General features: G+C 43.9%; 15 protein-coding genes and 1 pseudogene. 5 read left to right on the top strand and 11 right to left on the bottom strand.

Annotated elements, in window-relative coordinates; translation table 11 throughout:
- Positions 1-7: 7 nt before the first annotated feature.
- Positions 8-925 (bottom strand): IS5 family transposase, encoded by a 918-nt coding sequence (locus tag DB847_RS04150; RefSeq protein WP_108648954.1) that lies wholly within the window; start codon positions 923-925, stop codon positions 8-10.
- Positions 926-1022: 97 nt separating this feature from the next.
- Between DB847_RS04150 and DB847_RS04145 the strand changes: the two genes are divergently transcribed.
- The 5 genes and pseudogenes from DB847_RS04145 (at position 1023) to pgmB (ending at position 7165) form a co-directional block, all read left to right on the top strand.
- Positions 1023-1892, top strand: coding sequence for a DUF3369 domain-containing protein (locus DB847_RS04145; protein ID WP_108649580.1), 870 nt, complete (start codon positions 1023-1025; stop codon positions 1890-1892).
- 184 nt (positions 1893-2076) lie between these two features.
- Entirely contained in the window at positions 2077-3525 is a 1449-nt protein-coding gene (gene treB, locus DB847_RS04140; RefSeq protein ID WP_108649579.1) for a PTS trehalose transporter subunit IIBC, read from the top strand.
- Positions 3526-3802: 277 nt separating this feature from the next.
- The gene (locus DB847_RS04135) at positions 3803-5074 is read left to right on the top strand and encodes a glycoside hydrolase family 65 protein (RefSeq protein ID WP_108649578.1); all 1272 of its coding nucleotides are present in this window, start codon (positions 3803-3805) and stop codon (positions 5072-5074) included.
- Positions 5074-6251, top strand: a pseudogene (locus DB847_RS04125) (hypothetical protein). The gene DB847_RS04135 and the pseudogene DB847_RS04125 overlap by 1 nt, the downstream one beginning before the upstream one ends.
- Positions 6251-7165, top strand: coding sequence for a beta-phosphoglucomutase (gene pgmB, locus DB847_RS04120; protein WP_108649575.1), 915 nt, complete (start codon positions 6251-6253; stop codon positions 7163-7165). Before DB847_RS04125 ends, pgmB begins: the two are co-directional and overlap by 1 nt.
- A 440-nt stretch (positions 7166-7605) precedes the next feature.
- On the opposite strand, the gene DB847_RS04110 is transcribed toward pgmB, so the two are convergent.
- The 10 genes from DB847_RS04110 to DB847_RS04075 form a co-directional block, all read right to left on the bottom strand.
- The gene (locus DB847_RS04110) at positions 7606-8535 is read right to left on the bottom strand and encodes an HlyD family secretion protein (RefSeq protein WP_199911714.1); all 930 of its coding nucleotides are present in this window, start codon (positions 8533-8535) and stop codon (positions 7606-7608) included.
- A 35-nt stretch (positions 8536-8570) separates the two neighbouring features.
- Entirely contained in the window at positions 8571-9587 is a 1017-nt protein-coding gene (locus DB847_RS04105) for an NADP-dependent oxidoreductase (RefSeq protein WP_108649573.1), read from the bottom strand.
- Between the two features lie 55 nt (positions 9588-9642).
- Positions 9643-10269 carry a hypothetical protein gene (locus DB847_RS04100; RefSeq protein ID WP_108649572.1) on the bottom strand — a complete coding sequence of 209 codons (627 nt, stop codon included), beginning with the start codon at positions 10267-10269 and terminating at the stop codon, positions 9643-9645.
- A gap of 73 nt (positions 10270-10342) precedes the next feature.
- Positions 10343-10510: a hypothetical protein gene (locus DB847_RS24705; protein ID WP_199911713.1), complete on the bottom strand. Its 168-nt coding sequence runs from the start codon at positions 10508-10510 to the stop codon at positions 10343-10345.
- 71 nt (positions 10511-10581) lie between these two features.
- The gene (locus DB847_RS04095; protein ID WP_199911712.1) at positions 10582-11853 is read right to left on the bottom strand and encodes a DHA2 family efflux MFS transporter permease subunit; all 1272 of its coding nucleotides are present in this window, start codon (positions 11851-11853) and stop codon (positions 10582-10584) included.
- A complete protein-coding gene (locus tag DB847_RS04090; RefSeq protein ID WP_108649571.1) occupies positions 11850-15920 on the bottom strand; it encodes a non-ribosomal peptide synthetase in 4071 nt (1356 codons plus the stop codon). The genes DB847_RS04095 and DB847_RS04090 overlap by 4 nt, the downstream gene beginning before the upstream one ends.
- 86 nt (positions 15921-16006) lie before the next feature.
- A complete protein-coding gene (locus DB847_RS24700) occupies positions 16007-17443 on the bottom strand; it encodes a phosphopantetheine-binding protein (protein ID WP_199911711.1) in 1437 nt (478 codons plus the stop codon).
- Positions 17416-21531: a type I polyketide synthase gene (locus tag DB847_RS04085; protein ID WP_199911710.1), complete on the bottom strand. Its 4116-nt coding sequence runs from the start codon at positions 21529-21531 to the stop codon at positions 17416-17418. Before DB847_RS04085 ends, DB847_RS24700 begins: the two co-directional genes overlap by 28 nt.
- Before the next feature lie 279 nt (positions 21532-21810).
- Positions 21811-22104, bottom strand: a complete 294-nt coding sequence (locus DB847_RS04080) for a phosphopantetheine-binding protein (protein ID WP_199911709.1) — start codon at positions 22102-22104, stop codon at positions 21811-21813.
- Positions 22105-22142: 38 nt separating this feature from the next.
- Positions 22143-23666: an amino acid adenylation domain-containing protein gene (locus DB847_RS04075; protein ID WP_108649569.1), complete on the bottom strand. Its 1524-nt coding sequence runs from the start codon at positions 23664-23666 to the stop codon at positions 22143-22145.
- Positions 23667-23703 lie beyond the last annotated feature (37 nt).

Genomic DNA, 23703 nt, shown 5'->3' with positions numbered 1-23703 from the left:
TACCCATTCAGGCAGCTTGCTGCCTGACAGGCATACCAAGCCCGATCACTTTGTTTAAAGCTTTAACTCCGGCCAAGGCTTCCCCAACCTGACCGTTATAACAACGTAAGCTCAGCTGTGGAGAATTGAGCTGTTTGTAGCGAGACATTGCTGTTTCTGCTAACGAGCGCTGATGGTAGTCGTTGTCATGCTTCCATTGTGAAAGCTGCCCATTTTTAAGCGCTTCGACAGCTTCATTTCTGGGATGATCTCCTTTCCAGTAAGCTGCATTACTGCGGGGAGGAATCGTTGGTTTACAACCCTTTCTCTGTAACAGTGCATAGCAAGCCTCTGTATCGTATGCACCATCTGCTGAGACTTGCTGTATCTTGCGTCGTAGTGGGTTTAATAAGGTCGGCAACACCTCGTTATCTCCAACACTATCAAGGCTGACCTCGGCTGCTATGATTTCATGAGTTTGAGCATCAACAGCCAGGTGGAGCTTGCGCCAAACTCGGCGCTTTTCTTTTCCGTGCTTGCGCATTTTCCACTCTCCCTCACCGTGGATTTTGAGCCCTGTCCCATCAACGACCACGTGAGCAACAGGGCCTCGGCTGGGGCGGCGATATTTTATCTCAACGGTCTTCGCTCGTTTGCTGATACAGCTATAAGTCGGTGACTTAAGAGGAACATTCATGAGCTGAAAGACCGAATCAAGGAATCCTTGCAACCCCCTCAGTGGAAGGCTGAATACTCCTTTGAGCATCAACGCGGTTTCGATAGCGGTATCACTGAACGTGAAGCCTCTTCCTCTGTCGCCATGGTGCTCCTGACAATGCCAGTTTTTGACTGCATTCTCATCCAACCAGAAGGTGATCGAGCCACGCTTTACCAATGCTTTATTGTATTGAGACCAGTTCTTGATTTTGCCGTTGGATTTACCCATTTGAAGCTTCCCATCATGACGATGGGAGATCAGATCTTGCTCAAACCAAAAGGTTCCATCGATTTAGGAAACAACGCCACCCTGGACCATAATCACAGTGGATGATGAGGCCGATATTCACCAGTTAACCACCATGGTGATCAAGGATCTGCACTGTTTCGGTCGCCCTCTCAAGCTTCTCAACGCCTATAGTGGCCAGGAAGCAAGAGCACTGCTCAAGGCCAATCCGCAAACCGCCCTGGTGCTACTGGATGTGGTAATGGAGACCGACCATGAAGGACTTGAGGTCGCTCGCTATATTCGTGAAACACTGAAAAATCGCCATACCCGGATCCTGCTACGAACCGGCCAGCCCGGCCAGGCCCCGGAGCTGGAAACCGTCGTAGACTATGATATCAACGACTATAAAGAGAAAACCGAGCTCACGGCACAAAAGCTCAAGGTTGCCATCTACACTTCTATCCGCTGTTTTAGGGACATTCAGACCATAGAAAACACCAAGAGAAACCTTGAAAAATTGCTGCGTTCAACCCATCAGCTCTACCATCAACAGGCGATCCGGGAATTTGCGATTCATGTCCTGGAGCAGCTCACTATACTCCTGCACCTGGGGAGTGACGCCCTCTATTACAAGATAGAAAATCCGGCCCTTGACGATAAGTACCTGGCCAAGGAAGTCTTGGTGGGGATCGGTGATTTCAGCCAATACACCAACCTGAGCCATGAAGAGCTCCCTGATGAATTCAATGCAGAGCTTGATCTGGCAAGGCAGCGTAAACACCTCTACGCTCACGGCGATCACTACCTGGCCTACTTCCGCTCGCCCCATGGCTGCGAGCACATCCTCTACGTCAAGGGGCTCACAGGAATGCAGCTGAGCGAGTCAGACCGAGAGCTGATCAATATATTCTGCCATCATGTGGCAAAGGCGTTTGAGATTTTCGCTCCCAAGTATCAACCGGGTTAAACAGTTTTCAGCCCGAAACATCAGCGAAGCAGGAAAGGAAGTCATGGCAATCCGGATAGCCAAATAACTCTATGCTGCAACTTGATTGTGAAGAGGATCGCATTTTAGAGAATCCACGGTTGAAAATTCGGCACTCCGGGCCACAATGGGAACGTTCCCAAGAGAAACCATTCAAGGACCACTCATGGCAAAGATCAAAAAGCAGGAGATTGAGCAGCTCCTCAAACTGATAGGCGGCGCTGACAATATCGTCAGTGTCAGCCACTGTATCACCCGCATGCGCTTTGTATTGCGAGATACAGAACTGGCAGATATCCAGGGGATTGAAGAGCTCCCCTCGGTCAAAGGCTGTTTCACCAATGCTGGCCAGTTCCAGGTGGTGATCGGGCCTCAGGTCGATCAGTTCCACAAGCTGTTTACCGAAGTCGCCAGGATTGGCGAGGTCAACAAGGAGGAGCTGAAAAAAGTTGCCCGCCAAAACATGAGTGTCCTGGAACGGACCATATCTCACTTTGCGGAAATATTTATCCCGCTGATCCCGGCGATCGTTGCCGGTGGTCTGATCCTGGGTTTTAGAAATCTGATCGGCGATATCAATCTGGTCGATGGCCACCCACTGATGCACGGCAGCCAGTTCTGGACCGGTGTCTACAACTTCCTGTGGCTGATCGGTGAGGCGATCTTCTTCTTCCTGCCGGTTGGCATCTGCTGGAGCACGGTGAAAAAGCTGGGAGGGACACCCATTCTCGGTATCGTGCTCGGGATCACCCTGGTCTCTCCACAGCTGATGAACGCCTACGATCTGGGCTCCAAGATCCCCGAGGTCTGGAACTTTGGTTACTTCACCATCGCCAAGGTGGGCTATCAGGCACAGGTTATCCCGGCCCTGCTGGCAGGTCTGGTGCTGGCGTTTATTGAAACCCGTCTTAAGAAGATCATCCCCGACTGCCTGACCCTGGTGCTGGTTCCGGTTCTATCCCTGATCCTCGCGGTTTTCCTGGCCCATGCGCTGATCGGTCCTGCCGGTCGTGAGATCGGTAATGGAGTTGGCTGGGTCGTACAAAAAGCGATGACCGGCCAATTTGCCCCCATAGGCGCCGCCCTGTTTGGCTTCCTCTATGCCCCGCTGGTGATCACCGGAGTACATCAGACTACCAACGCCGTGGATCTGCAGCTTATCGGCCAGATGGGAGGCACCCCGGTATTCCCACTCATCGCCCTGAGTAACATCGCCCAGGGTTCAGCCGTGCTGGGGATTGTCCTCATCAGCCGTAAGAAAAATGAGCGGGAGATCTCGGTTCCGGCGGTGATCTCAGCCTATCTTGGAGTGACAGAGCCAGCCATGTACGGCATCAACCTGAGATACAAGTTCCCCATGCTGTGTGCCATGGTCGGCTCAGCCATTGCAGCCTGTATCTGTGGCTTTGGTGGCGTCCTGGCCAACAGCATAGGTGTTGGCGGGATCCCGGCAATACTCTCTGTTCAGACACCATTCTGGGGAGTCTACCTGTGCGCCATGCTGGTCGCCATCGTGGTTCCGGTGCTGCTGACGCTTGCGGTCTACAAGCGCAAAGAGAGCCGCCATCAGCTGGATCTTGGAGAAGACTCAGCAATTGCCCCTAAAGTTTTCTAAGCCAGAAAGGGCCTGCGGGCCCTTTATGAAAAACCCTAGCAGCAGAGAGCCAAACAGCACAAAGCAAGCATCAATCAAGTTCGATCTGCAGACGCAGTTCTAGAGCACAACCCAAGTAACACGATAGAGCAGAGCCAAACTATCCTGGCTGACTGTAGCCCCGCTGATGCAAAAATCGATGAGACGCGCCCGTTTCATCCCTGGCATCCGGGACTGCAAGGGGTTGCTGCGTCTGCAATAAACCAGATTAGCCATTCGGTGTAAGGGATATTAGACGATGAGATATTTAAAGATTCGGTTTTCAGACTCACAGGCCTGCGTTCAGCAGATTGACAATCAAGCCATAAGCCACGAGCAACACTTCTCCCTCGAGGGGCAGGATTGCGATGCCATGCTAAGACAGCTGGGAGCAGAGATCTGCCGCGCATTTGATGCGTTCTGTGGCGCTGTTGTCATCGGCTCCGAAACCAGCCGCTACTCATCGTCGGTGATCCGCTTCAATGGCGAGCTTGCCGATGCGCGCCTGCTGCTGACCGATACCCTGAATGTCCCGGTTCTCAGTGGTGAAGCACCAGAGGAGCTGCCAGCTCTGGCCAAGCAATTCGCCGAGCAGCGTGAACACAGCAGCTGGACCCTGGAATACTATGGGTACCAGGGTGGCAAAAAAGAGCGATCCAAAGAATCCATGCTGACCGTGGGCAACGGTTACCTGGGGGTGCGTGGCGCCCTGACCGAAAGCAAAGCCAGCGATGATAACTATCCCGGAACCTATGTGGCCAGCGCCTATAACAAGCTGGTGACCCGGATCGCCGAGCGGGATGTGGTCAATGAGGATTTTGTTAACCTGCCCAATGCCCAGTTTATTACCCTGAAGGTTGAAGGAGCCTCGGCCTACTGCCCGAATCAACACCAGGTGCTTGAGCTCAAGCGCGAGCTGGATCTCAAAACCAGCCAGCTGACAACCCGCCTGATCGGAGAGGATGATCAGCAAAACCGCTTTGAGATCCTGGTGAAAAAAGTGGCCGACATGGAGAACCCACACCACTATGGGATCTCCTACACAGTTACCCCACTGAACTTCTCCAAGCCAATCACCCTGATCTCTGAAATTGATGGTCAGATCATCAACTATGGCGTCGAACGCTATCGCAGCCTCAGCTCTAAGCATCTGACCCCTGTCAGTGAAGAGTGTGATGGATGCCTCTCCACCCTGGTGATGAAAACCAACCAATCCGGGATTGAGATCGCCCAGTCCGCGGCTCTGACATTCAGCGGGCCACAAGCTGCCAAATGGCACAACCGGTGCGAAACCGCCAAAACCCGCACAGAGATACGCTTCGATGCCAGCCAGGATCAAAGCTACACCCTGGAGAAGACAGTGGCTCTCTACACCAGCCTGGAAACCCAGGAAGATCTCCCGGCCAAAGCCAGGGCTCTGGCCGCCCGGGGCAGTTTTCCGAGCTTGCCCAGAGTGCAGCCTCTGCCTGGAACGCCCTGTGGGACAAGGTCGATATCCAGGTCAAAGGCGATCTGCTCTCACAGAAGCTAATGCGCATTCACAGTTACCACCTGCTGGTTTCCGGCTCTCCCAACAATGAGCAGCTCGATGCCTCGATCACCGCCCGGGGCTTGCATGGCGAAGCCTACCGTGGCCATATCTTCTGGGACGAGATCTTCATGCTGCCCTTCTATGATGTGCACTTCCCGGACACCGCTCGTCAACTGCTGATGTATCGCTACAAGCGCCTCGATGCCGCCAGGGCCTACGCCCGGGAGCACGGCTACCGGGGAGCCATGTTCCCCTGGCAATCCGGCTCCGATGGCACAGAGGAAACCCAGACGGTCCATCTCAACCCTGTATCCGGCAAGTGGGGGATGATTACAGCTGCCTGCAGCGCCATGTCTCGCTGGCCGTTGCCTATAATGTGTGGCTCTATGTCAACATCACCTATGATCTGGCATTCATGAAAGATTATGGCGCCGAGATGATGCTGGAGGTCGCACGCTTCTGGTCCAGTAAGGCGACCCTGGATCCCAACACCGGCCGCTACAACATCGACAAGGTGATGGGTCCCGATGAGTTCCACGAGGCCTATCCTGGCAGTGACCACGGCGGGCTTAGTAACAACGCCTATACCAATATGATGGTGACCTGGCTGTTTGAGCAGATCCCGGCCCTGCTGGAGCAGCTTGGGGATGATGCCCACAAGGTCACCGATAAGATCGGCTTTAGCCTTGAGGAGCTTAAGCGCCTCGATGAGATCAAGCACAAACTGACCTTGGAGATCAGTAACCAGGGGATCATCTCTCAATATGAGGGCTACCAGGAGCTTAAGGAGCTTGACTGGGATCACTACCGCGAAAAGTATGGCAACATCTACCGGATGGATCGCCTGCTCAAGGCCGAAGGCAAGTCTGCCGATGACTACAAGGTCGCCAAACAGGCCGATACCCTGATGACCTTCTATAACCTGCATCCGCAAAAGATTGATGAGATCCTAGGCGACCTTAACTATCAGCTGCCGGAAAACTACCTGGAGAAAAACCTCGAATATTACCTGGCAAGAACCTCCCATGGCTCAACTCTGTCACGGGTAGTCCATGCCCAGCTGGCGCAGATGGTGCGTAACGAAACCCTGTCATGGGATCTATTCCTGGATGCCCTGGGCTCTGACTACAACGACATCCAGGGGGCACCACCGCTGAGGGAATCCATACCGGGGTGATGGCCGCCACCTTAGTGGTGACCCTATCTACCTATGCCGGGATCGATCTGCGTGGGGAGCTGCTGACCATCAACCCACATCTGCCCAAAGCCTGGGATGAGATCAAGTTCAATACCCAGTACCGTGGCACCCGCTTCCATTTCACCATGGATCACCAACGCATTGTGATCACCAGCGATCAGTCCACCGAGATCCAGGTGAAAAATCAGCGCATTGCCCTGACAGCCAATCAACCCACCACCATTGAATATCAAGACGGAGCCCCGATGAAAGGACTGGTTTTTGATCTGGACGGTGTCATCACTGACACAGCTAAGTTTCACTATATCGCCTGGAAAAATATGGCAGACTCCCTGGGCATTGAGATTGATGAAAAGTTCAATGAACAGCTCAAGGGAATCAGCCGTATCGAATCCCTGGAGAAGATCCTGGCCTACGGAGGCAAGGCCGATCTCTACAATCAGCAGCAAAAACTCGCCCTCGCTGATGAGAAGAACCGCGAATATGTTGAACTGCTGGAGCAGCTCACTCCGGGCGATATCCTGCCCGGCATCCTGTCGTTGCTGGATCAGGCCGATGCCCTTGGGATCCAGTGTGCCATCGCCTCAGCCTCACGCAATGCCCCCCATATCCTGGAAAAACTCGGGATCAAGGAACGCTTCGCCCATATCGTCGACCCACAGACCCTGACTCACGGCAAACCTCATCCGGAGATCTTTATCCGGGCAGCCGAGGCGATTGGCATCACCCCGCAACAAGCCATCGGCTTTGAAGATGCCCAGGCCGGCATCGAAGGGATCAAGGGAGCCGGTATGTTTGCGGTCGGTGTTGCGGTCGATGAGCCGCTGCAGGGAGCTGATATCCTGGTAGATACCCTGGCGGGTCTGCAGCTGTCGGATCTGATGAGACGCTAATCCATGGCAGGCCCCGTGATGGGGCCTTCCCTCTTAAGTGGAACCAAACCACAGGCAGAGCCCGAGATACTGGAGGCTCTAATCCATCAGGCATGGTCTGAGATTGAGCAACGCCTCGCATGGGCAGAGCAATATATACTGCGAAATGCTGTCAAATCACAGCAGCGAAAATCAAGAAAGGACAAGACCTTAGGTGGCATTTTCACTTCACTAAACTCTTAAGGTTCTATCTATGATAAATCTATAATCGTTCAAAATGATCTACTCAAGATTTAAGAAAAATTACTTGTCAGTACTCAATGAAAACTAACAAGTAATAAACAATCACTTTCAAGACTCTCTCTTATTCAACATTATAAATTTAAACTACTTTCGAGTATCGACTGTCACCGTTGCTGATAGCCCGTTATCAATGTGCTCAGGATTATCAAAAACAATTTTCACAGGAACACGCTGAACAACTTTAGTAAAGTTACCCGTTGCGTTATCTGGGGCAATAAGGCAAAAGTAGCACCCGTTGCAGGAGAAAGACTGTCAACCGTAGCTTTAAATATTCTACCCGGGTAAGCATCTATAGACACCTCTACTGGCTGTCCCTTATGCATTCTCGATTTCTGTGTCTCTTTAAAATTGGCACTTATCCAGGGAGTTCTATCAGAGACTATACTGGCAATAGACTGTCCAGCCTGTACCATCATTCCAACCTGCAGAGTCCGATTACTGATCACACCATCGATAGGAGCCACTATCCGGGTATAACTAAGCATCAATTTAGCCTGTTCCAAATTTGCCTGAGCTTCTTTCACTATAGCTGTAGCTTTTTGAATCTCACTCTGCTGAACTTTAAGTTTATCTATCTGTGTCTTCAAACTGGCCTTAGCCTGGTTGCACTCAGCTTCAGCAACCTTGAAGGATGAAGCTGCATTATCCATATCGCCTTTCGAAACATAATGGTGCTTTTCAAGTGTCTGAAAACGTCTATATTGATGATAGGCATATTGATATCTCGCCTTCGCTGAATTAATATCACTTTCATATTCGAGAATAGTACTTTTTTGCATTTGATAAGCTGCTTGTGAATTTTCAAGATCCGCTTTATCTTGAGCCAAAGTAGCCTCAGCTTGCTTTTCACTAATTACATACTCTTGATCATCCAATCTTGCCAAAAGATCACCTTTTTTAACTTTCTGATTATCCATAATTTTGGACTCCACGACGACCGCGCTAATTCTGGAACTGACATTAGTAATATCTGTTTGTATATAAGCATTATCAGTAGATTGAAAGTAACGACCGTATAAAAACCAATACGCAAAACCTGCGAGTGCTAGAATAAGCACTAGAATTATTATTCTGATTAATAATTTCATAAAGTCACACTAGATGATGGAATGTTTATAACATATCAAACTCTGACTATTTGCTTTCCAAAGTGCTCTCCTTTCAACAAGTCAATAAATGCCTGAGGTGCATTCTCAAGACCATAGGTAATAGTTTCCCGATACTTAAGATCACCCTGTTGAACAGCATTAAATAGCCATCCCTCTGCTTCAGCATAATCTTTATACCACTCAGTCACTAGAAAGAATCGGCACAAGGGTGCATTCGGTAGCGATGAGAAAAACTTACTGGGAGCGGAGACATCAACATCATATCCCTTGTTGTAGTTAGAAACATTACCACAAATTGGAACTCTTGCACCCTCATTAAGAAACTTAGCAACAAATAATGAAACTCGCCCTCCAACATTTTCAAAATATATATCAATTCCATTTGGGCAGGCATCACTGAGGGCTATGTTTAAGTCATCCTTTTTATAATTAATACACTGATCAAAGCCTAGCTCTTCCACAACATAGCGACACTTATGATCGCTACCTGCGATTCCAACGACTCGACATCCAGCCATCTTTCCAAGCTGACCAACAGCAGAGCCAACAGCACCTGATGCCGCCGATACAACTAGAGTTTCACCAGGCACAGGCTTAGCTATTTTATTCAGCCCAAAGTAAGCTGCACGCCCAGGCGTCCCTACTATACCTAAAAAAACCGTTGGCGAAAGCTCCGTTGATGGGAGGCGAGAAGTAGCAAAACTCTTCTCATTACCAACCCAATATTTTTGCCATCCTGAAAATGAAAAAATCAAGTCACCGGATTTAAAGTCAGAATTTTTAGAAGATATAACCTCCCCAACTGTCTCACCTTGAATAACCTCTCCTAATTTTATTGGGTCGACAAATGATGTATTCCTGTTTAAGCGAGGACGAGTATAAGGATCAATAGAGAGCCATCTATTTTCAACTAAAAACTCACCCTCCTTTAACTCTTCAACTCTATTCTCTTGCAACTGAAAATCTTCAGTTGTAACCTCTCCATCGGGATGGCGACTTAATACTATCAATTCATTCTTAAGCTGATTCATCGCATGCCTCATTTTAATTAAAAAGATAAAAGCAACTTAGTATTTATTTGTTAAGTTAAGATTTATTGATAGATTCTATTGATGACCAGCGATACTTTGGCCAATAAAAACTAAAAAATACCATCGCCAATGTCAATGGCCATCCAGCCAATAAAACAAACAGCTCTACCGGCAAGCCTTTATGATATGACACCTGATATATAAACACAGCCTTAATTAAATAAATAACTATCCATAAAAATGATAACTCTCGCCAAACCTTAGAGTAAGCAGGTGTTCCATAAGCAGGAATTGTTTTTAATCTTGGCATCGATTTTTCCGCCAACCCTCGAATAAATGGACGGCCAATGAAAGAGTAAAACATAAATACAACAACAACAGATAAAGCTCCGCTAACGGAAAGAAAAACACTCTCTTGTCTAATCCCAAGCAGAGTATAGCCGTGCAGATATAGATAATGACATACACCTGAGACCAAAATTAGTAAAACAATAGAAAGCGAAGAGCGCTCTTTAGCATATAGCTCAACCACCCCTGAATAAAGCGCAGTTAAAACCAGTGCGGCCCCTGCACTCCATAGCCAAAATGAAGCATTATATATAATTATGGGTAAAATAATTGTCATTCGAGCGTCGCGGGATAGCAAATAACTCCAGATCCCCTTTGGTTCATCTGTTTTCATGTTAATTCCTCTTTCTTTTGAAATAAATGAAAATCACGATTAGAGAGTAATACCATAAGCGCTGTCACCAGCATCATCCCCCCAAAATTAGAAAAAGATCATTAAAAGCCATTATTTCAGCTTGTGTAGCAATCCTTCGACCGAGAATACCCATCGCTGTACTTTGAACATTTGATGAACTGGCATCAAGACCACGCAGAACAAGAAGGTTTTTAACATCATTTAAATAAACATGATACATCTGACTACCTGACACGAGTGATGATTTAATTCGGTCAAGATGAAAGTCAGTACGCGAAATAAAAAATGTTGTCAATGTTGCCGTGCCACAAGACCCCCAATGCTTCGAAAAACATTAATTAGCACCGCAGAAGAGGCACTATCTTCCTGCTGAATATTACGAGTCGCCAGCAAGGAAAGAGGAACCATAATAAAAGGTTGACCAAGTGCACGAACAAACATTGACCAAGCCATTTGTGGACCTGAAAAGTTGCTATCCATTGCACAATCCATAAAGGCACTCACAGCAAGCCCCAAGAAACCAATACAGATCAAATACTTAATGTTAAACCGTCGAATCAATACCGGAATAAATGGTAATATAAAAAGCTGTGGCAATCCCATCCATATTACAACATTTCCAATCTCCGATGCGTCATAGTTATGCACCATTGCTAGATAGTAAGGTACAATAAATAATGTCCCATAAATAGCTACTCCTAACATTGAAAAAATAACCAACGCATAGGAAAAATCATACTCCTTTAACAACCTAACATTAATCAGAGGATTACTACTGGCTAATTGATCATAGAGAAAAATAAGAAATGTAAAGCCTGAAATTAATGCTAAAACGCAAATCATATTTGAATCAAACCAGTTTTTGTCTCCTCCCTTTTCCAAAATAACTTCTAAGCACCCCAAGCATAACATGATGGAAACGATCCCAATAAAATCGCCATTTTTGAGTGTCTTCCAATCAATTTTAGGATGCTTCATCGAATACCAGATCAAGCCCAAAGAAGTCACAGCTGGTATGAAATTGATATAAAAAATTGCATGCCAGGATAGGTTTTCTGTGAGCCATCCACCCAAAGCGGGACCAAGTGCAGGTGCAAAAGTAGCAATAATACTAAACAATGACATGCCAATGGGTCTCTTTTCTAGCGGTAAAATCTCAATAATCAAACGAAATGAAATTGGAATAAGAGCTCCACCACAAAAACCTTGTAAAGCTCGAAAGACAATCATTGAATTCAAATTCCATGCTGTTGAGCATAGTAAGGATGCACAGAAAAAACCGCCAACACACCAAATCGCATAGCGGCCTGTACCTAATGCTTTAGATAACCAACCACACAATGGGATCGCGATAATCTCTGCTGTGAAATAAGATGTCATCAGCCATGAGCTATCATTCAAAGTTGCTGACAGTGCCCCTTGTATCACCTTCATCGATGAATTAGTGATTTGGATATCCAGGATAGCCATAAACCCACCAATCAATCCTCCAGCAATAGCGCACCAGTCTCTGTAGGAAACACCGCCCTCTTCCATTGGCAGTTCGGCCATCATATCGCTCATAACAGAAATTCCTTCAATTTTCTGCTAACACTCGAAATATTTGGAATATTCATCATTGAGATGTGATTACCTGGCGACTCAATAATAGTGATTTTCTGTTCAGAAAATTGCTGCCAACCTAACCCAGATTCATCAAGTTCTCTACGACCAGGTAAAATTTCCATAGCTTCAGCAACAAAAATCCTGCCGCTGTACCTCTGTCCATGATATTGATCAGTCGCGTAGATATGTGTACGTAGAATACTCAGAAAATATCGAAAATCATCACTACTTATATTATCAGGAACCAAACCTGCTCGCTTAAAATCTACTAAAAATCGCTCAGATCTTTGAGATTCAGTCATCTCCGCCAGCTCTAAACCTGAAATATTGAAACTTGTACCTGTAAATAACTCCACCTTTTGAGCAAAATAGGCTAATCTGTCATTTTCAGACATCATTGTCGAACCATCTATATTTACCTTTGGTGCAGGCTGATCCAAAATAAGAACATCTGGTGTAATAGAGAAATCAGCTGCAAGTTGACATGCCATCTCAAAAGCTATCGTAGCCCCCAATGACCAACCACCTAAAATGAGATTAGAGCACTGTACTATATCTCCCGCCTCTTGAAGGTAGTGAGTAGCTAGCTTTTTGATATCATGATTGTAGTCATGATTAAATTCAAAATCAGCCACCTGAATTCCATATATAGGATAACCCTCGCCAAGCTCTTGAGCTAATGCGTTATAGCATAATATATTCCCTCCCGCAGGATGAATTAACAATAAGGTCGGCATATCATTTGGAGATCCTGCATTGAGCATAACCAGTGCTGAACTAGTTTGCGTTTCCCGCAACTCAAGTAAAGAAGCCATTTCACTTACACTACTATTTTGTAATAGTTGTACCAGTGATAGATCCTGAGAGAAATGTTTATTTATCTCTATCACAAGCTTCAAGGCGCTAATTGAATTACCACCAAGATTTAAGAATCCTTCTTGAATATCAATATCTTCAAGATTCAATACTTGAAGATACAGCTCATACAGCTGCTTCATTGTTTCACTATCCGAGTCAGAAAGATGACGATGTACCTTTGGTACAGGCTGTGGCAGAGCTCTATAGTCAATTTTTCCACTAGCACTAAATGGCATAGATTCCAGCCATACCCACACTTCAGGTTGCATATATTGAGGTAACTCATCCCTCAATGCTGCTTTAAGCTTGCCTTGTTCTACTTCTCTATTCCCACACCAATATGCAACGAGAACAAGTTGATCTTTATTCATCTCACGTTGGCAGACAGCAACATGAGTAACATAAGGTAATGCCTGAATAGCACGCTCTATCTCAGCGAGCTCTACTCTGTACCCTCTAATTTTACACTGACGATCAAGCCGGCCAAGAAACTCGAAATTTCCATCTGACAATAAACGTCCTTTATCCCCACTACGATAGAGGCGCTCCCCATTGAGGTAAGGATGATCAATAAAACTATGGGAGTTTTGTTCCTCCAGCCCTAGATACCCATTTGCCAACTGAGCCCCCCCAATATAGATCTCACCCGGCTGTCCAACCGGAACCAGCTGGAGCTCCTCATCCAAAATCAATATATGGCTATTCAATAATGGTTTGCCTATTGGCAGATACTCACTATGCAGCTCTTCCAGAACATCGGGTACATTATAGGTTGTCACACCTATGGTACATTCCGTTGGACCATAATGATTGATAACACGGCATGCCGGATCAAGCTGATAAATACGCCTAATCAGAGAGATAGGAGCTCGCTCTCCACCAATCACTAATAAGCGATTTGGTAAAATACACCTGGCATTGGGAGATTGTAATAAGGCTGCCAAATACGTCGGTGTGATTTTAATAGTATCCAGTGGAGATGACTTCAAATAGTGAAACAACGCTGTTGGGTCATCTAGAATATTTGAGGTTAGGATTTCCAGTTGCCCCAAATTAAGTAGTGAAGGAAATAACATGGTATGGGCAAGATCAGTGCTGAATGATGAAAAAATTCCATACCGGGCACCAGCAACTTGATTGAGCACAGGTTGAATAGCTTGACAGTAATTACTCAGCTGAGAATGCCCCACGCAAACACCTTTAGGAACACCACTACTACCAGAGGTATATATGATGTAGGCAGGTGAGTTTCCTTGTAATTTTAAAAAACCAGGATTATTTTCAGAGGTCACTCCCTCATTGCCTTGGACATCAATACAAGATAGAGTCGTTATAGGGTTATTACCATCGACCAATATAAATTTTGCTTGCGAATCAGATAAAATATAATCAACAGCTTGCTGTGGAAGAGTGATATCAATAGGAACATAGCACCCGCCAGCCTTCATTACAGCAAGCAATGCTACAACGCAACGCTCGCTCTTCTCCATAAACAATGCGACACATTGACCTACTTCTAATCCTGATAGCAATAGCTGATGTGCCAAGCGATTTGCTTGCTTATTGAGCTGCTCATAACTAAGTGTCTTACCATCACATTGAACTGCAATGGCTTTGGGCTGCTTAAGGACTGCCTTTTCAAATAGAACATGTACGGGGGAGAAAGATTTTTTATAATCCGGTTGACACTTACCCAGCAGCTGTTTTTTTTCTTTATCACTTAATAGTGATAATTCGCCCACCGTCAAACTGGGTTGTTCAATAAGAGCCGTCATGATCGTTCTTAAATCTATCAGCATTCGCTGGATCGTTTTACGTTCAAATAAGTCAGTATTGTAATTCATAGTGAAAAGAAGACCGTCTGTGTCCTCCTCGACCCAGAGGTTCAAATCAAGCTTGGAAACACCATAATCGACTTTAAGAGGTTTATAACTAAACCATTGATTGTTGCGAGCTTGTGGGTATACTTGATAGGTTAAAATAGCTTGGTAAAGAGGATTCACCTGCGGATCTCTCACATAGGAGATCTGATCCAAAATGTAGTTGAGTGGGATATCTTGGTGCGGGATCGATTGCTCACTCTCAGTTTTGGCCGCCTCGATCACGCTGGATAACCTTGAGGCTGAATTAACTTCAAAACGAAGCGGTAATGTGTTCATGAACAAACCCATCATATTCTGGGTTTCGGGATAATTTCGGTTTGCAAATGGTACACCAATAATTATATCCTGTTGCCTGCTGTACTTGTGCAGTAATAATTGATATGCAGCTAAAATTACATGAAACATCGTTGCTCCATTCTTCGCTGCACAGGATTGTAGTCGTTGAATGAAGTCGTAGCCAAAGGGCTCGCTGACAATGCTTCCTGCAGTAGTCATTTTGGCTGGCCGAGGTCGATCAGTCACTAGCTCGAGAGAACCTTGGAATCCCTCGAGTTTTTTTTTCCAAAACTCAAGTCCATGCTTGTACTTTCCTTCTTGATACCAACGACTTTCCGCAAGTGCATAATCTGAAAATTGAAGCTCTAATACAGGTTGGGGATTTATATTATTCTTAAATTTTAAGTAAGTTTCCATGAACTCTTTAAAGAAGATACTTACTGTCCAACCGTCCGATATAATATGATGAAAGTTCATCAAAAAAACATATGTATGAAGTTCAGTCCTTATAATTCTCCAGCATGATAAAGGCCCCTGAGATAAATCAAAAGATTTCCGTCCATCTTTTATTGCAGCTTCATATATTAGTGGTTCTTGTTCATCTTTTGATAAGTGTGAAATATCATCAAAGTGAAAATCAAGACGGACATCCTGAGACACTCGTTGAATTACTTCATTATCTTGCATATGAAAAGTCGTGCGTAGTAAATCATGCTTTTTCGTTAGAAACCTCAGAACATTTTCGACCAAATTCGGTTCAATCTCCCGCCCCATATTACAGATCATACCAACTGGATTATTGTAAACCTTATTATCATCGAGATACTGCTCAAGAATCCAAATGCTTTTCTGTGAGCTAGTTAGAGGAAAGGACTCTCTAGAGCCACCTAAGTTCGGAGTGATTAGTTTATTTGTTATTTCTTTAGCATTTTTTTTCTTCTTTCTTGCTAGTTTCTTAAGCTCATCCAGACCCTGTGTTCTTATAATATCTTGAATATTTTTAGTCATAAGAAAATCCTTATTATTGTATGATAAATAAAGGTCAGGTTTTATGATCCCTCCAAGCAAAAAGCTCAGAGGGATTGCAGGGTGGATTATGCACCTTGCAACAGAGTTTCAAACTCTTGCAGAATTAATGTAGATAACCCCTTTACGGTTTGATCTTGATAGAACAAGTCAACTCGAATATCAACTTCAAAAAGTGAAGACACTTTGGATACAATCTGTACCGCCAATAAAGAGTTACCACCAAGCTCTACAAAATTATCGTTAACCCCAATACCCGAAATACCCAATATGGACTGCCACACCTTAACAACTTCCTTTTCAATCTCATTTTCAGGTGCAGTATATTCTACAGACAGATTAGGTCGGGTATGCCCATTAGATATATCATCGACATCCTCCATGACCAACACTTCATCTTGCTCTGGAATGGCCTCATAAATTAACTGGTCAAGATCGCTCGTCACTACGACGAGCTGATCAAACTCAAGATGTAATAGCTGACGTTTAAAGGCCTCCACGCCCTCGAAGAACAAAATGTCCTTGTCTGACACATCGACTTTCACCGCGACATCTATTGGCTTTTTGTTTGAACCTCCGACTTGGTTATCCTGACTCATCTTGACTAGAGTGTAATTTTCTAACAATAGCAATGGCTCGCTTTGAGCAGAAAGGAAAACAATATCCATGATGATCGTACTATCTTGAGGTTGGTAAGCCTGTTTCAGCTTGATATGTACGTAACAGTCTTCGCTTAGCGATCCTAAATAAGTGATCTTTCCATAGCTAATGGGCAAGAAATTTTCGCTGGTAATATAGTTAAGGCAACGAATAGACATCGCGTCCACAACAGCCGGATGGTAAGGATAGCGCTCAAAGTCACCTTGGTATTCAGAGCTTAACTCTTTGCGGATCAGCCATTCATCATCTCCCTGAAATATTTCTTTATGATTATCCCATCGTCGACTCAGTGACAGAAAGCTTTCACCCGTGATGGCATTCATAAAGTCAGTCCCAATCGGCTCGTAAGCAAGCTTGGTTACACAACGGGAACGAATACTATCAAGTGATTCTACAAGCACATCCGTCGAGTCACTATGTCGACCGATATTACCTATTGCATGCTCTTGCCAGCTAAGATCCAACACACCCCGGCTTCTCAAACTGAAGCTATAGCCATTGCTATCTGAGTTTACAAACAAATGCATGACCCGCGGCCATTTATTGTGATAAATCACAGGCTTAGTTAACAGCAAGCTTTTAACTTGGAGATCCTGCTGAGGCTTGAACTGAGTGATCAACTCGTTTAAGAGTGAAAGAATAGTTGTACCCACCAAAGTCGGTTGGCCCGACAAGTAGTGCTCATTGAGTACCCAGTCTTTTTGTACTTCCAGGTTAACCTGATATACCTCCTGCATAGCTTTAGCATCAATCAGGCTTAATAAATCTCCATGGGTTACTTCAGAATCACCATGACTCACCTCTTTGGTTTTCTCTTTTAACTCTTTTCCCCAGCGAACAGCCATACCAACATCCCCCACTTCCCCCAGTTGAGAGAAACAGTACGACCCGATCGGCGCTGATTTCGATACTGCGAAAATACATCCATAAATGCATTACCAGAACAGTAATCAATACGAGCCTCGTCACCTAAAATTGAAGTAATTGATGAGAAGAGGATAAAGAATTCTGGCTGATAATCTTTCATCAGATCATCTAAGATCAGGCAGCCCAGTATTTTCGGGTCTAAGACACTAGCGCACTCCTGATCAGTCTTAAACGGAATAATGCCGCCACCTGCTATACCTGCTGTATGAAAAACACCATCGATACGTGGGAATTGAAACAACATATCGCGCATATCAGCATAGTTGCAAACATCAACCTCAACCAAATGAACCTGGTTACCTCTCTCTTCCAAACGTAAGATACCAGCTATTTTTTCACTCACGGGATCATCCACCGGGTGCGTCTGAATCCATGAATTCCACTCTTCACGGGGAGGTAATCCTGTGCGGTAAGTGAGTATTAAACTGGCATTTGATACTTCCGATACTTGGCCTGCAATTAGCATCCCTAAACCACCCAGCCCTCCTGTGATCAAATAGGTTCCATCATCATTGAAGGTTGCGGGTATACCAGAGTCATCCGGTTTCAGGTTGACTGATTTGTAGTCTTCCTCCCAGCGACTACCACCACGATAAACCACCAGATTGCCATGAGTTGAAATGTTGCTTTCTGCAATAATATGATTCGCAATCTCCTCGGGAAGCATGTCCCCGGACATATCAATGTCAACTAAATGACATTGAACTTCAGAGTACTCGTGATAGAACACCCGTGATGGTCCAACAAGAAGTGATTTTTCAGGGGATTCAACTTTTTCATTGACTATACTAAAAATATTATTGGTCACGAATAGTAAATGTAAATCCTCTAAGAGGTTTTCAATAACAAGAGCTTGCTGAAGATAGAGAGGGCTATAAAATGAATCCAACTGTAAATTTTGACCATACGAAACAAAATCAATAATTTTTGTTTTTGTTTTTGTTTTTGTTTTTGTTGAAAGATTCCACAGATTGATGATACGGGTTGGACGAAAACCTTTTTTCTTAATAGACTTAAGTAGTTGAATATAATCTTCACGACTCCGCGGATCGATAATATAGCTATTATCAGAAATATCATCCTGATAGGAATCGCCTTTAAATACAACTTCTACATTATGTCCTACTTCGATAAGCTGCTGTTTTATATTTTCAAATACGCCCTCTTCATCTGCAAATAAGAGCCAGCTTTCCTCTTTCGAATCAACACGGCTGCCCGACATAAAGCTTGCGGGAATAGTTTTCTTCCAGGCCGGCATATAAAACCAATCACCAATATCCGTTTTTTTACGCTTCCTAATATTGACCGATCTAGTATCCATTCCTCCACTACTCACTTTATCTTGCTGAATTGATGGCAACTTAAATTCTTTACGCTCAAACGGGTATCCTGGAAGAGGAATTCGATGGCGAACTTCTCCTTGGTAAAGTTTTTCCCAAGAAACCTCAAAACCGCTTGCCCATAGACTACCGAGAGTATTAAGTAAATATTCACCAGTGTCTTTGACCTCTTTCGCAATAGGTAGTGATGAAAAAATGAGTGGGATAGTACTGTCATCATCCCGAAAGTGCTGTTTCGCCGCAGATTCTAAAGAACGCCCTGGGCCCATTTCCAGGCAAATAAAGTTACCAGGATCTTCAGAAACCAACCTTTTAAAGGCATGAGAGAATAAAACAGGATTTCGAACGTGGCGAACCCAGTAATCACTATCTTTCGCAAGGTTTTCACTTATCCATTCCCCCGTCACTGATGACACAAATGGAATGGTAGGTGAAGACAGTTGAATATTATCAACCACCTCTCTAAATTCATCAAGTATTGGCTCCATCATATAGGAGTGGAAGCCATGCGATGTATCTAAATGCTTGCAGAAAACGTTCTCGTCCTCTAACTGTCGCTGGAATTCTTCGATCGCATCTAATTCTCCTGCGACTACACACAAGTCTGGATAATTAACAGCTGCAATTTCCAGCTTACTCTCTTGTAGCCTCTTATTCAGAGACGTTTCATCCATTAGTACTGCCAGCATTGAACCTGCAGGTAAGGCCTGAACAAGCTTCCCTCGCAACGCAACAGCTTTCAAGGCATCCTCCAATGAAAAAACTCCCGCAATACACGCAGCGACATATTCACCGACACTGTGGCCAACCATCACATCAGGTTTAATGCCCCATGACATCCATAGCTGTGCCAAGCTATATTCAATAATAAATAATGCGGGCTGAGTAAACTGTGTTTCGTTGATACGAGTGTTATTATGAACATCATCTGAAAAAATCACTGATTTTAAATCTAACTTAAGCTCGCTATATAAATAGCGACAACAACGATCCATCACTTCTTTGAACACCGGATATGCATCATAAAGGTCCCTGCCCATATTTGTATATTGGTTCCCCTGTCCAGGAAACATAAACACCAAAGACTTGCGATTATCAATGGTTTTTGAAATAATTGACGAGGGCTTCTGTAACTTTTCTATAAGTTCATCACATCCATTTCCAGTTATAATAGTTGAGTAATTAAACTGTTGCCTGCCTCTTTGAAGCGTGTAGGATACATCAGCAAGATTAACATTATTATTACCTTTCAAGTAATCACACATCCGACGCTTCATTGCATCCAGAGCCTGACGACTTTTAGCTGAAAAAGGCAAAACAAATGGGCCTAGGTGTGGGTCACTACAAGGCAAATCCGGTTTCGTTTCAAGGATTACACATGCATTCGTTCCTCCAACCCCAAATGAATTAACTAAAGCATTGCTCTTTAATACTGATGAGTTAATCTCACTTAGCTCAGTATTCATTACAAACGGACTATCTTCAAAATCAATATTAGAATTTGGAGAAACAAAATGCAGCGACTCTGGTAGCTCACCTTTCTCAAGTGCCATAGATGCTTTAATTAGGCTAGCAACACCTGATGCTGCATCAGTGTGACCAATATTTGTTTTAACTGAACCTAGACGGCAAAACTGTTTCTTATCGGTAAAGCTGCGAAAAGTTTTGGATAATGATGTAAACTCGATTGGATCACCCAATGCGGTTGCTGTGCCATGAGCTTCCACAAACTGAATATTAGAAACATCTATTTCAGAATTTTTGATTGCTTGTTTAGCGACTTCAACCTGCCCCTCAATACTTGGAGCAGTAAATCCAGCTTTTAAGTTCCCATCATTATTAATGGCACCACCTTTAATAACCGAATATATATGGTCGCCATCTCTGACTGCATCTTGTAAGCGCTTTAGCAGCACAACACCAACACCCCTGCTAAATACTGTTCCATTTGCTCTGGAATCAAAGGCATAACAGCGCCCATCTGCTGATTCCATTCCCCCTTGCATGTATGGATAGCCATAGCGTTCGGGTGTATCAACGGAAACTCCACCTGCTACAATGAGATCACTCTCACCACTTAAAAGGCTATTGACTCCCATTACAACTGCAACCATCGCTGTGGAACATGCGGTTTGCACATTGACACTAGGACCTTTGAGATTCAATTTGTATGACACCCTTGTCGTCACATAATCTTTGTCATTATTCGTCACAACAGAGGCGCCACTGGCATACTGTTGAACGTCTGGATGAGAGTGAACCTTGTTAAGATGCCAGGCAGTCCCTGTTCCTCCAAATACCCCAACTTTACCCGGATATGATGCGGGAACATAACCTGCGTCTTCAAAAGCATGCCAGCTACACTCTAAAAAAACTCTGTGCTGGGGATCCATTATTTCTGCATCACGCGGAGTTATATCAAAAAAATTGGCATCAAACTCCTGAGCATCCCCTAAGATACCGCGGCGACGTATATAACTCTCTGAAGCAATAAGTTCCTCATCAATACCTGATTCTCTCAGCTCCTGATCAGTAAAAGTACTGATTGTCTCTAGTCCTGCGCAAAGATTATTCCAGAATTTATTAATATCTTCAGCACCGGGAAATCGACCAGACATTCCTACAATGGCAATATCCTTATCACGGAGCTTTGGTTGATGCTTCATGTGACACCTCATAATTAATATATATAATAAAGAGTGACAATAACTAAAATGATTAATATAGTTAATTGAATAAGATATAAGACAGCTATTTTCAATTGGGGAGCACACTCCAGATTAATCATGAAATTATTGCATTAATTTTTATGGAGTATGTGATTGATATTCGTAATACTGATTAAATAAAGATTCACAGTACGATCTAGGATAGTGTATTTGATGCATGATTTTAAGGAAGAACTAACCTAACAACACTGCGAAATTATATAAATATCTGATACTCTATGCCGCCAGTGACTTCTTATGCTTTTCGCAGATTATCTCACTGATCATTTTCACTGTTGGATACTGAAACAAATCAATGATTGATATAGGTATCTCCAGTTTATTTCTAATCTGTCTATGAACTTTTGACATAAGCAGTGAATTACCTCCCGCATCAAAAAAATTTTCATCACTGGATAATGCCTGAGAATTAAGGACATCTCTCCATATAGAGATTATCTTCTGCTCTACTTCGGAAGTATTAACTATTTTGTTTTTTGACATAACATTATGTTCCTCAATGGTTGACAACCTCAATCCTTGATGGTTATAGAGTCATTCCCTGGTGGCTAAAAATCCCAACCCTTATTCTTATATGAGCTGAGAATTGATTTATCAAATTTTCCATTTGGAAGTGTTGGTATACTAGCTAATTCAACAAAATTAGATGGCAACATAAAGAAAGGCAGAATCTTTGACAAATATTTTTTGATTTCAGATGGACTTAAACTCTTATCTTGTCCAAGCACATAGAAGGCAGACAGGTGTGATATAATTTTCTCTTCGTTATATTCAGCGATAACTGCAGCATGAGTTATTTCTGGCATAGACTGAAGATTGCTTTCAATCTCAGAAAGCTCAATTCGATGCCCCCTAAACTTTATCTGACTATCAATTCTGCCATGAAAGTCCAAGACTCCATCTACTCGTTGGCTAACTAAATCACCAGTTCGATACATTTTTTGATTTTCTATTCCCATGAATGGATCTTCTACAAATCTCTCATTTGTCAATTCCTCATTTTTTAAATATCCTTTTGCAAGAATATCCCCTGTCAAATACAACTCTCCTCGATTTCCAACAGGAACTTGTTGCAATTGATCATTTAAAATATAGCTTAACGCGTGTGGAATAGGCTTTCCAATTGGGACAATTATATCGTTGGAAGCTGATTTACACCTCCAATGACAGGCAAAAATCGTCGCTTCAGTTGGACCATATAAATTATGTATCTGCCCTGAAAACTGATATGAGAGTTCATTAACTAGTTTTTGTTCTAGTGATTCTCCTCCAGAGAAAATATGTGTAAGTGAATGACAATCAACGAGTACTTTAGCCTCAACAATAATTCTCAAAGCAGTAGGAACAAACTGTATAACTGTCACTTGATGCAGGATAATAAACTCCGCTAATAAATCAGGATCATACTTCATATCATCGCTGATTAATGCACAACTCGCCCCCGTTATTAATGGCCAGAAAATTTCCCATACTGATACGTCAAAGCTAAAAGAAGATTGGTTTAAAACTACATCATTATTGGATATGCCGAACTCATACTGCATCCATTCCAAATAGTTAACAACCGTACGATGACTAACCATTACTCCCTTAGGAGTTCCTGTCGATCCTGAGGTATACATGATATAACAAAGCGAATCGTCATCAACTGTCGGAATATCAGTTTGATTAGTCCTAGATAGTTCAGCTTCGCTGAATTCCAAAAGTTCACATCTATCATTGCCAAAATCTATTTCGTTAATTTTATCTGTAATGACCAATGCTGTGCCTGAGTGTTCAACCATATACGATAGACGTTCTTGAGGGTAGTAAGGATCTAGTGGTAAGTAACATGCTCCCGCTTTCAATATAGCAAGTAAGGTGATAATTAAATCAATATCTCTACTGAGATAAACACCAATGATTTCACCAGGTTTTACATCATGATGAATTAAATAACCTGCAAGTGCATTAGAACGATTCTCAAGCTGCCGATAGGTTAAATGTCCTTTATCTGATTTTATTGCTATACTGTCAGGTGTTCTATTCGCCTGATTAGAAAAGTAATCATGAATTAATTTTTTCGATGCCATGCTCTATCCCCTAATCAATGTGTTTAGATATCAACTT

The organism is Dongshaea marina, from assembly GCF_003072645.1.
GTDB lineage: Bacteria > Pseudomonadota > Gammaproteobacteria > Enterobacterales > Aeromonadaceae > Dongshaea > Dongshaea marina.
Note: the sequence above shows the minus strand (reverse complement) of the source record. Positions and strands in the feature narration are given on the sequence as shown.

Excerpts from the sequence above, each read along its gene's own strand:
- DB847_RS04100 (WP_108649572.1), bottom strand. The coding sequence starts at position 10,269 with ATGAAAACAGATGAACCAAAGGGGATCTGGAGTTATTTGCTATCCCGC.
- DB847_RS04090 (WP_108649571.1), bottom strand. The coding sequence starts at position 15,920 with ATGACTAAAAATATTCAAGATATTATAAGAACACAGGGTCTGGATGAG.
- DB847_RS04075 (WP_108649569.1), bottom strand. The coding sequence starts at position 23,666 with ATGGCATCGAAAAAATTAATTCATGATTACTTTTCTAATCAGGCGAAT.
- DB847_RS24700 (WP_199911711.1), bottom strand. The coding sequence starts at position 17,443 with ATGGCTGTTCGCTGGGGAAAAGAGTTAAAAGAGAAAACCAAAGAGGTG.
- DB847_RS04110 (WP_199911714.1), bottom strand. The coding sequence starts at position 8,535 with ATGAAATTATTAATCAGAATAATAATTCTAGTGCTTATTCTAGCACTC.
- DB847_RS04095 (WP_199911712.1), bottom strand. The coding sequence starts at position 11,853 with ATGAGCGATATGATGGCCGAACTGCCAATGGAAGAGGGCGGTGTTTCC.
- treB (WP_108649579.1), top strand. The coding sequence starts at position 2,077 with ATGGCAAAGATCAAAAAGCAGGAGATTGAGCAGCTCCTCAAACTGATA.
- DB847_RS04135 (WP_108649578.1), top strand. The coding sequence starts at position 3,803 with ATGAGATATTTAAAGATTCGGTTTTCAGACTCACAGGCCTGCGTTCAG.
- DB847_RS04105 (WP_108649573.1), bottom strand. The coding sequence starts at position 9,587 with ATGAATCAGCTTAAGAATGAATTGATAGTATTAAGTCGCCATCCCGAT.
- DB847_RS04150 (WP_108648954.1), bottom strand. The coding sequence starts at position 925 with ATGGGTAAATCCAACGGCAAAATCAAGAACTGGTCTCAATACAATAAA.
- DB847_RS24705 (WP_199911713.1), bottom strand. The coding sequence starts at position 10,510 with ATGTATCATGTTTATTTAAATGATGTTAAAAACCTTCTTGTTCTGCGT.
- DB847_RS04085 (WP_199911710.1), bottom strand. The coding sequence starts at position 21,531 with ATGAAGCATCAACCAAAGCTCCGTGATAAGGATATTGCCATTGTAGGA.
- pgmB (WP_108649575.1), top strand. The coding sequence starts at position 6,251 with ATGGCCGCCACCTTAGTGGTGACCCTATCTACCTATGCCGGGATCGAT.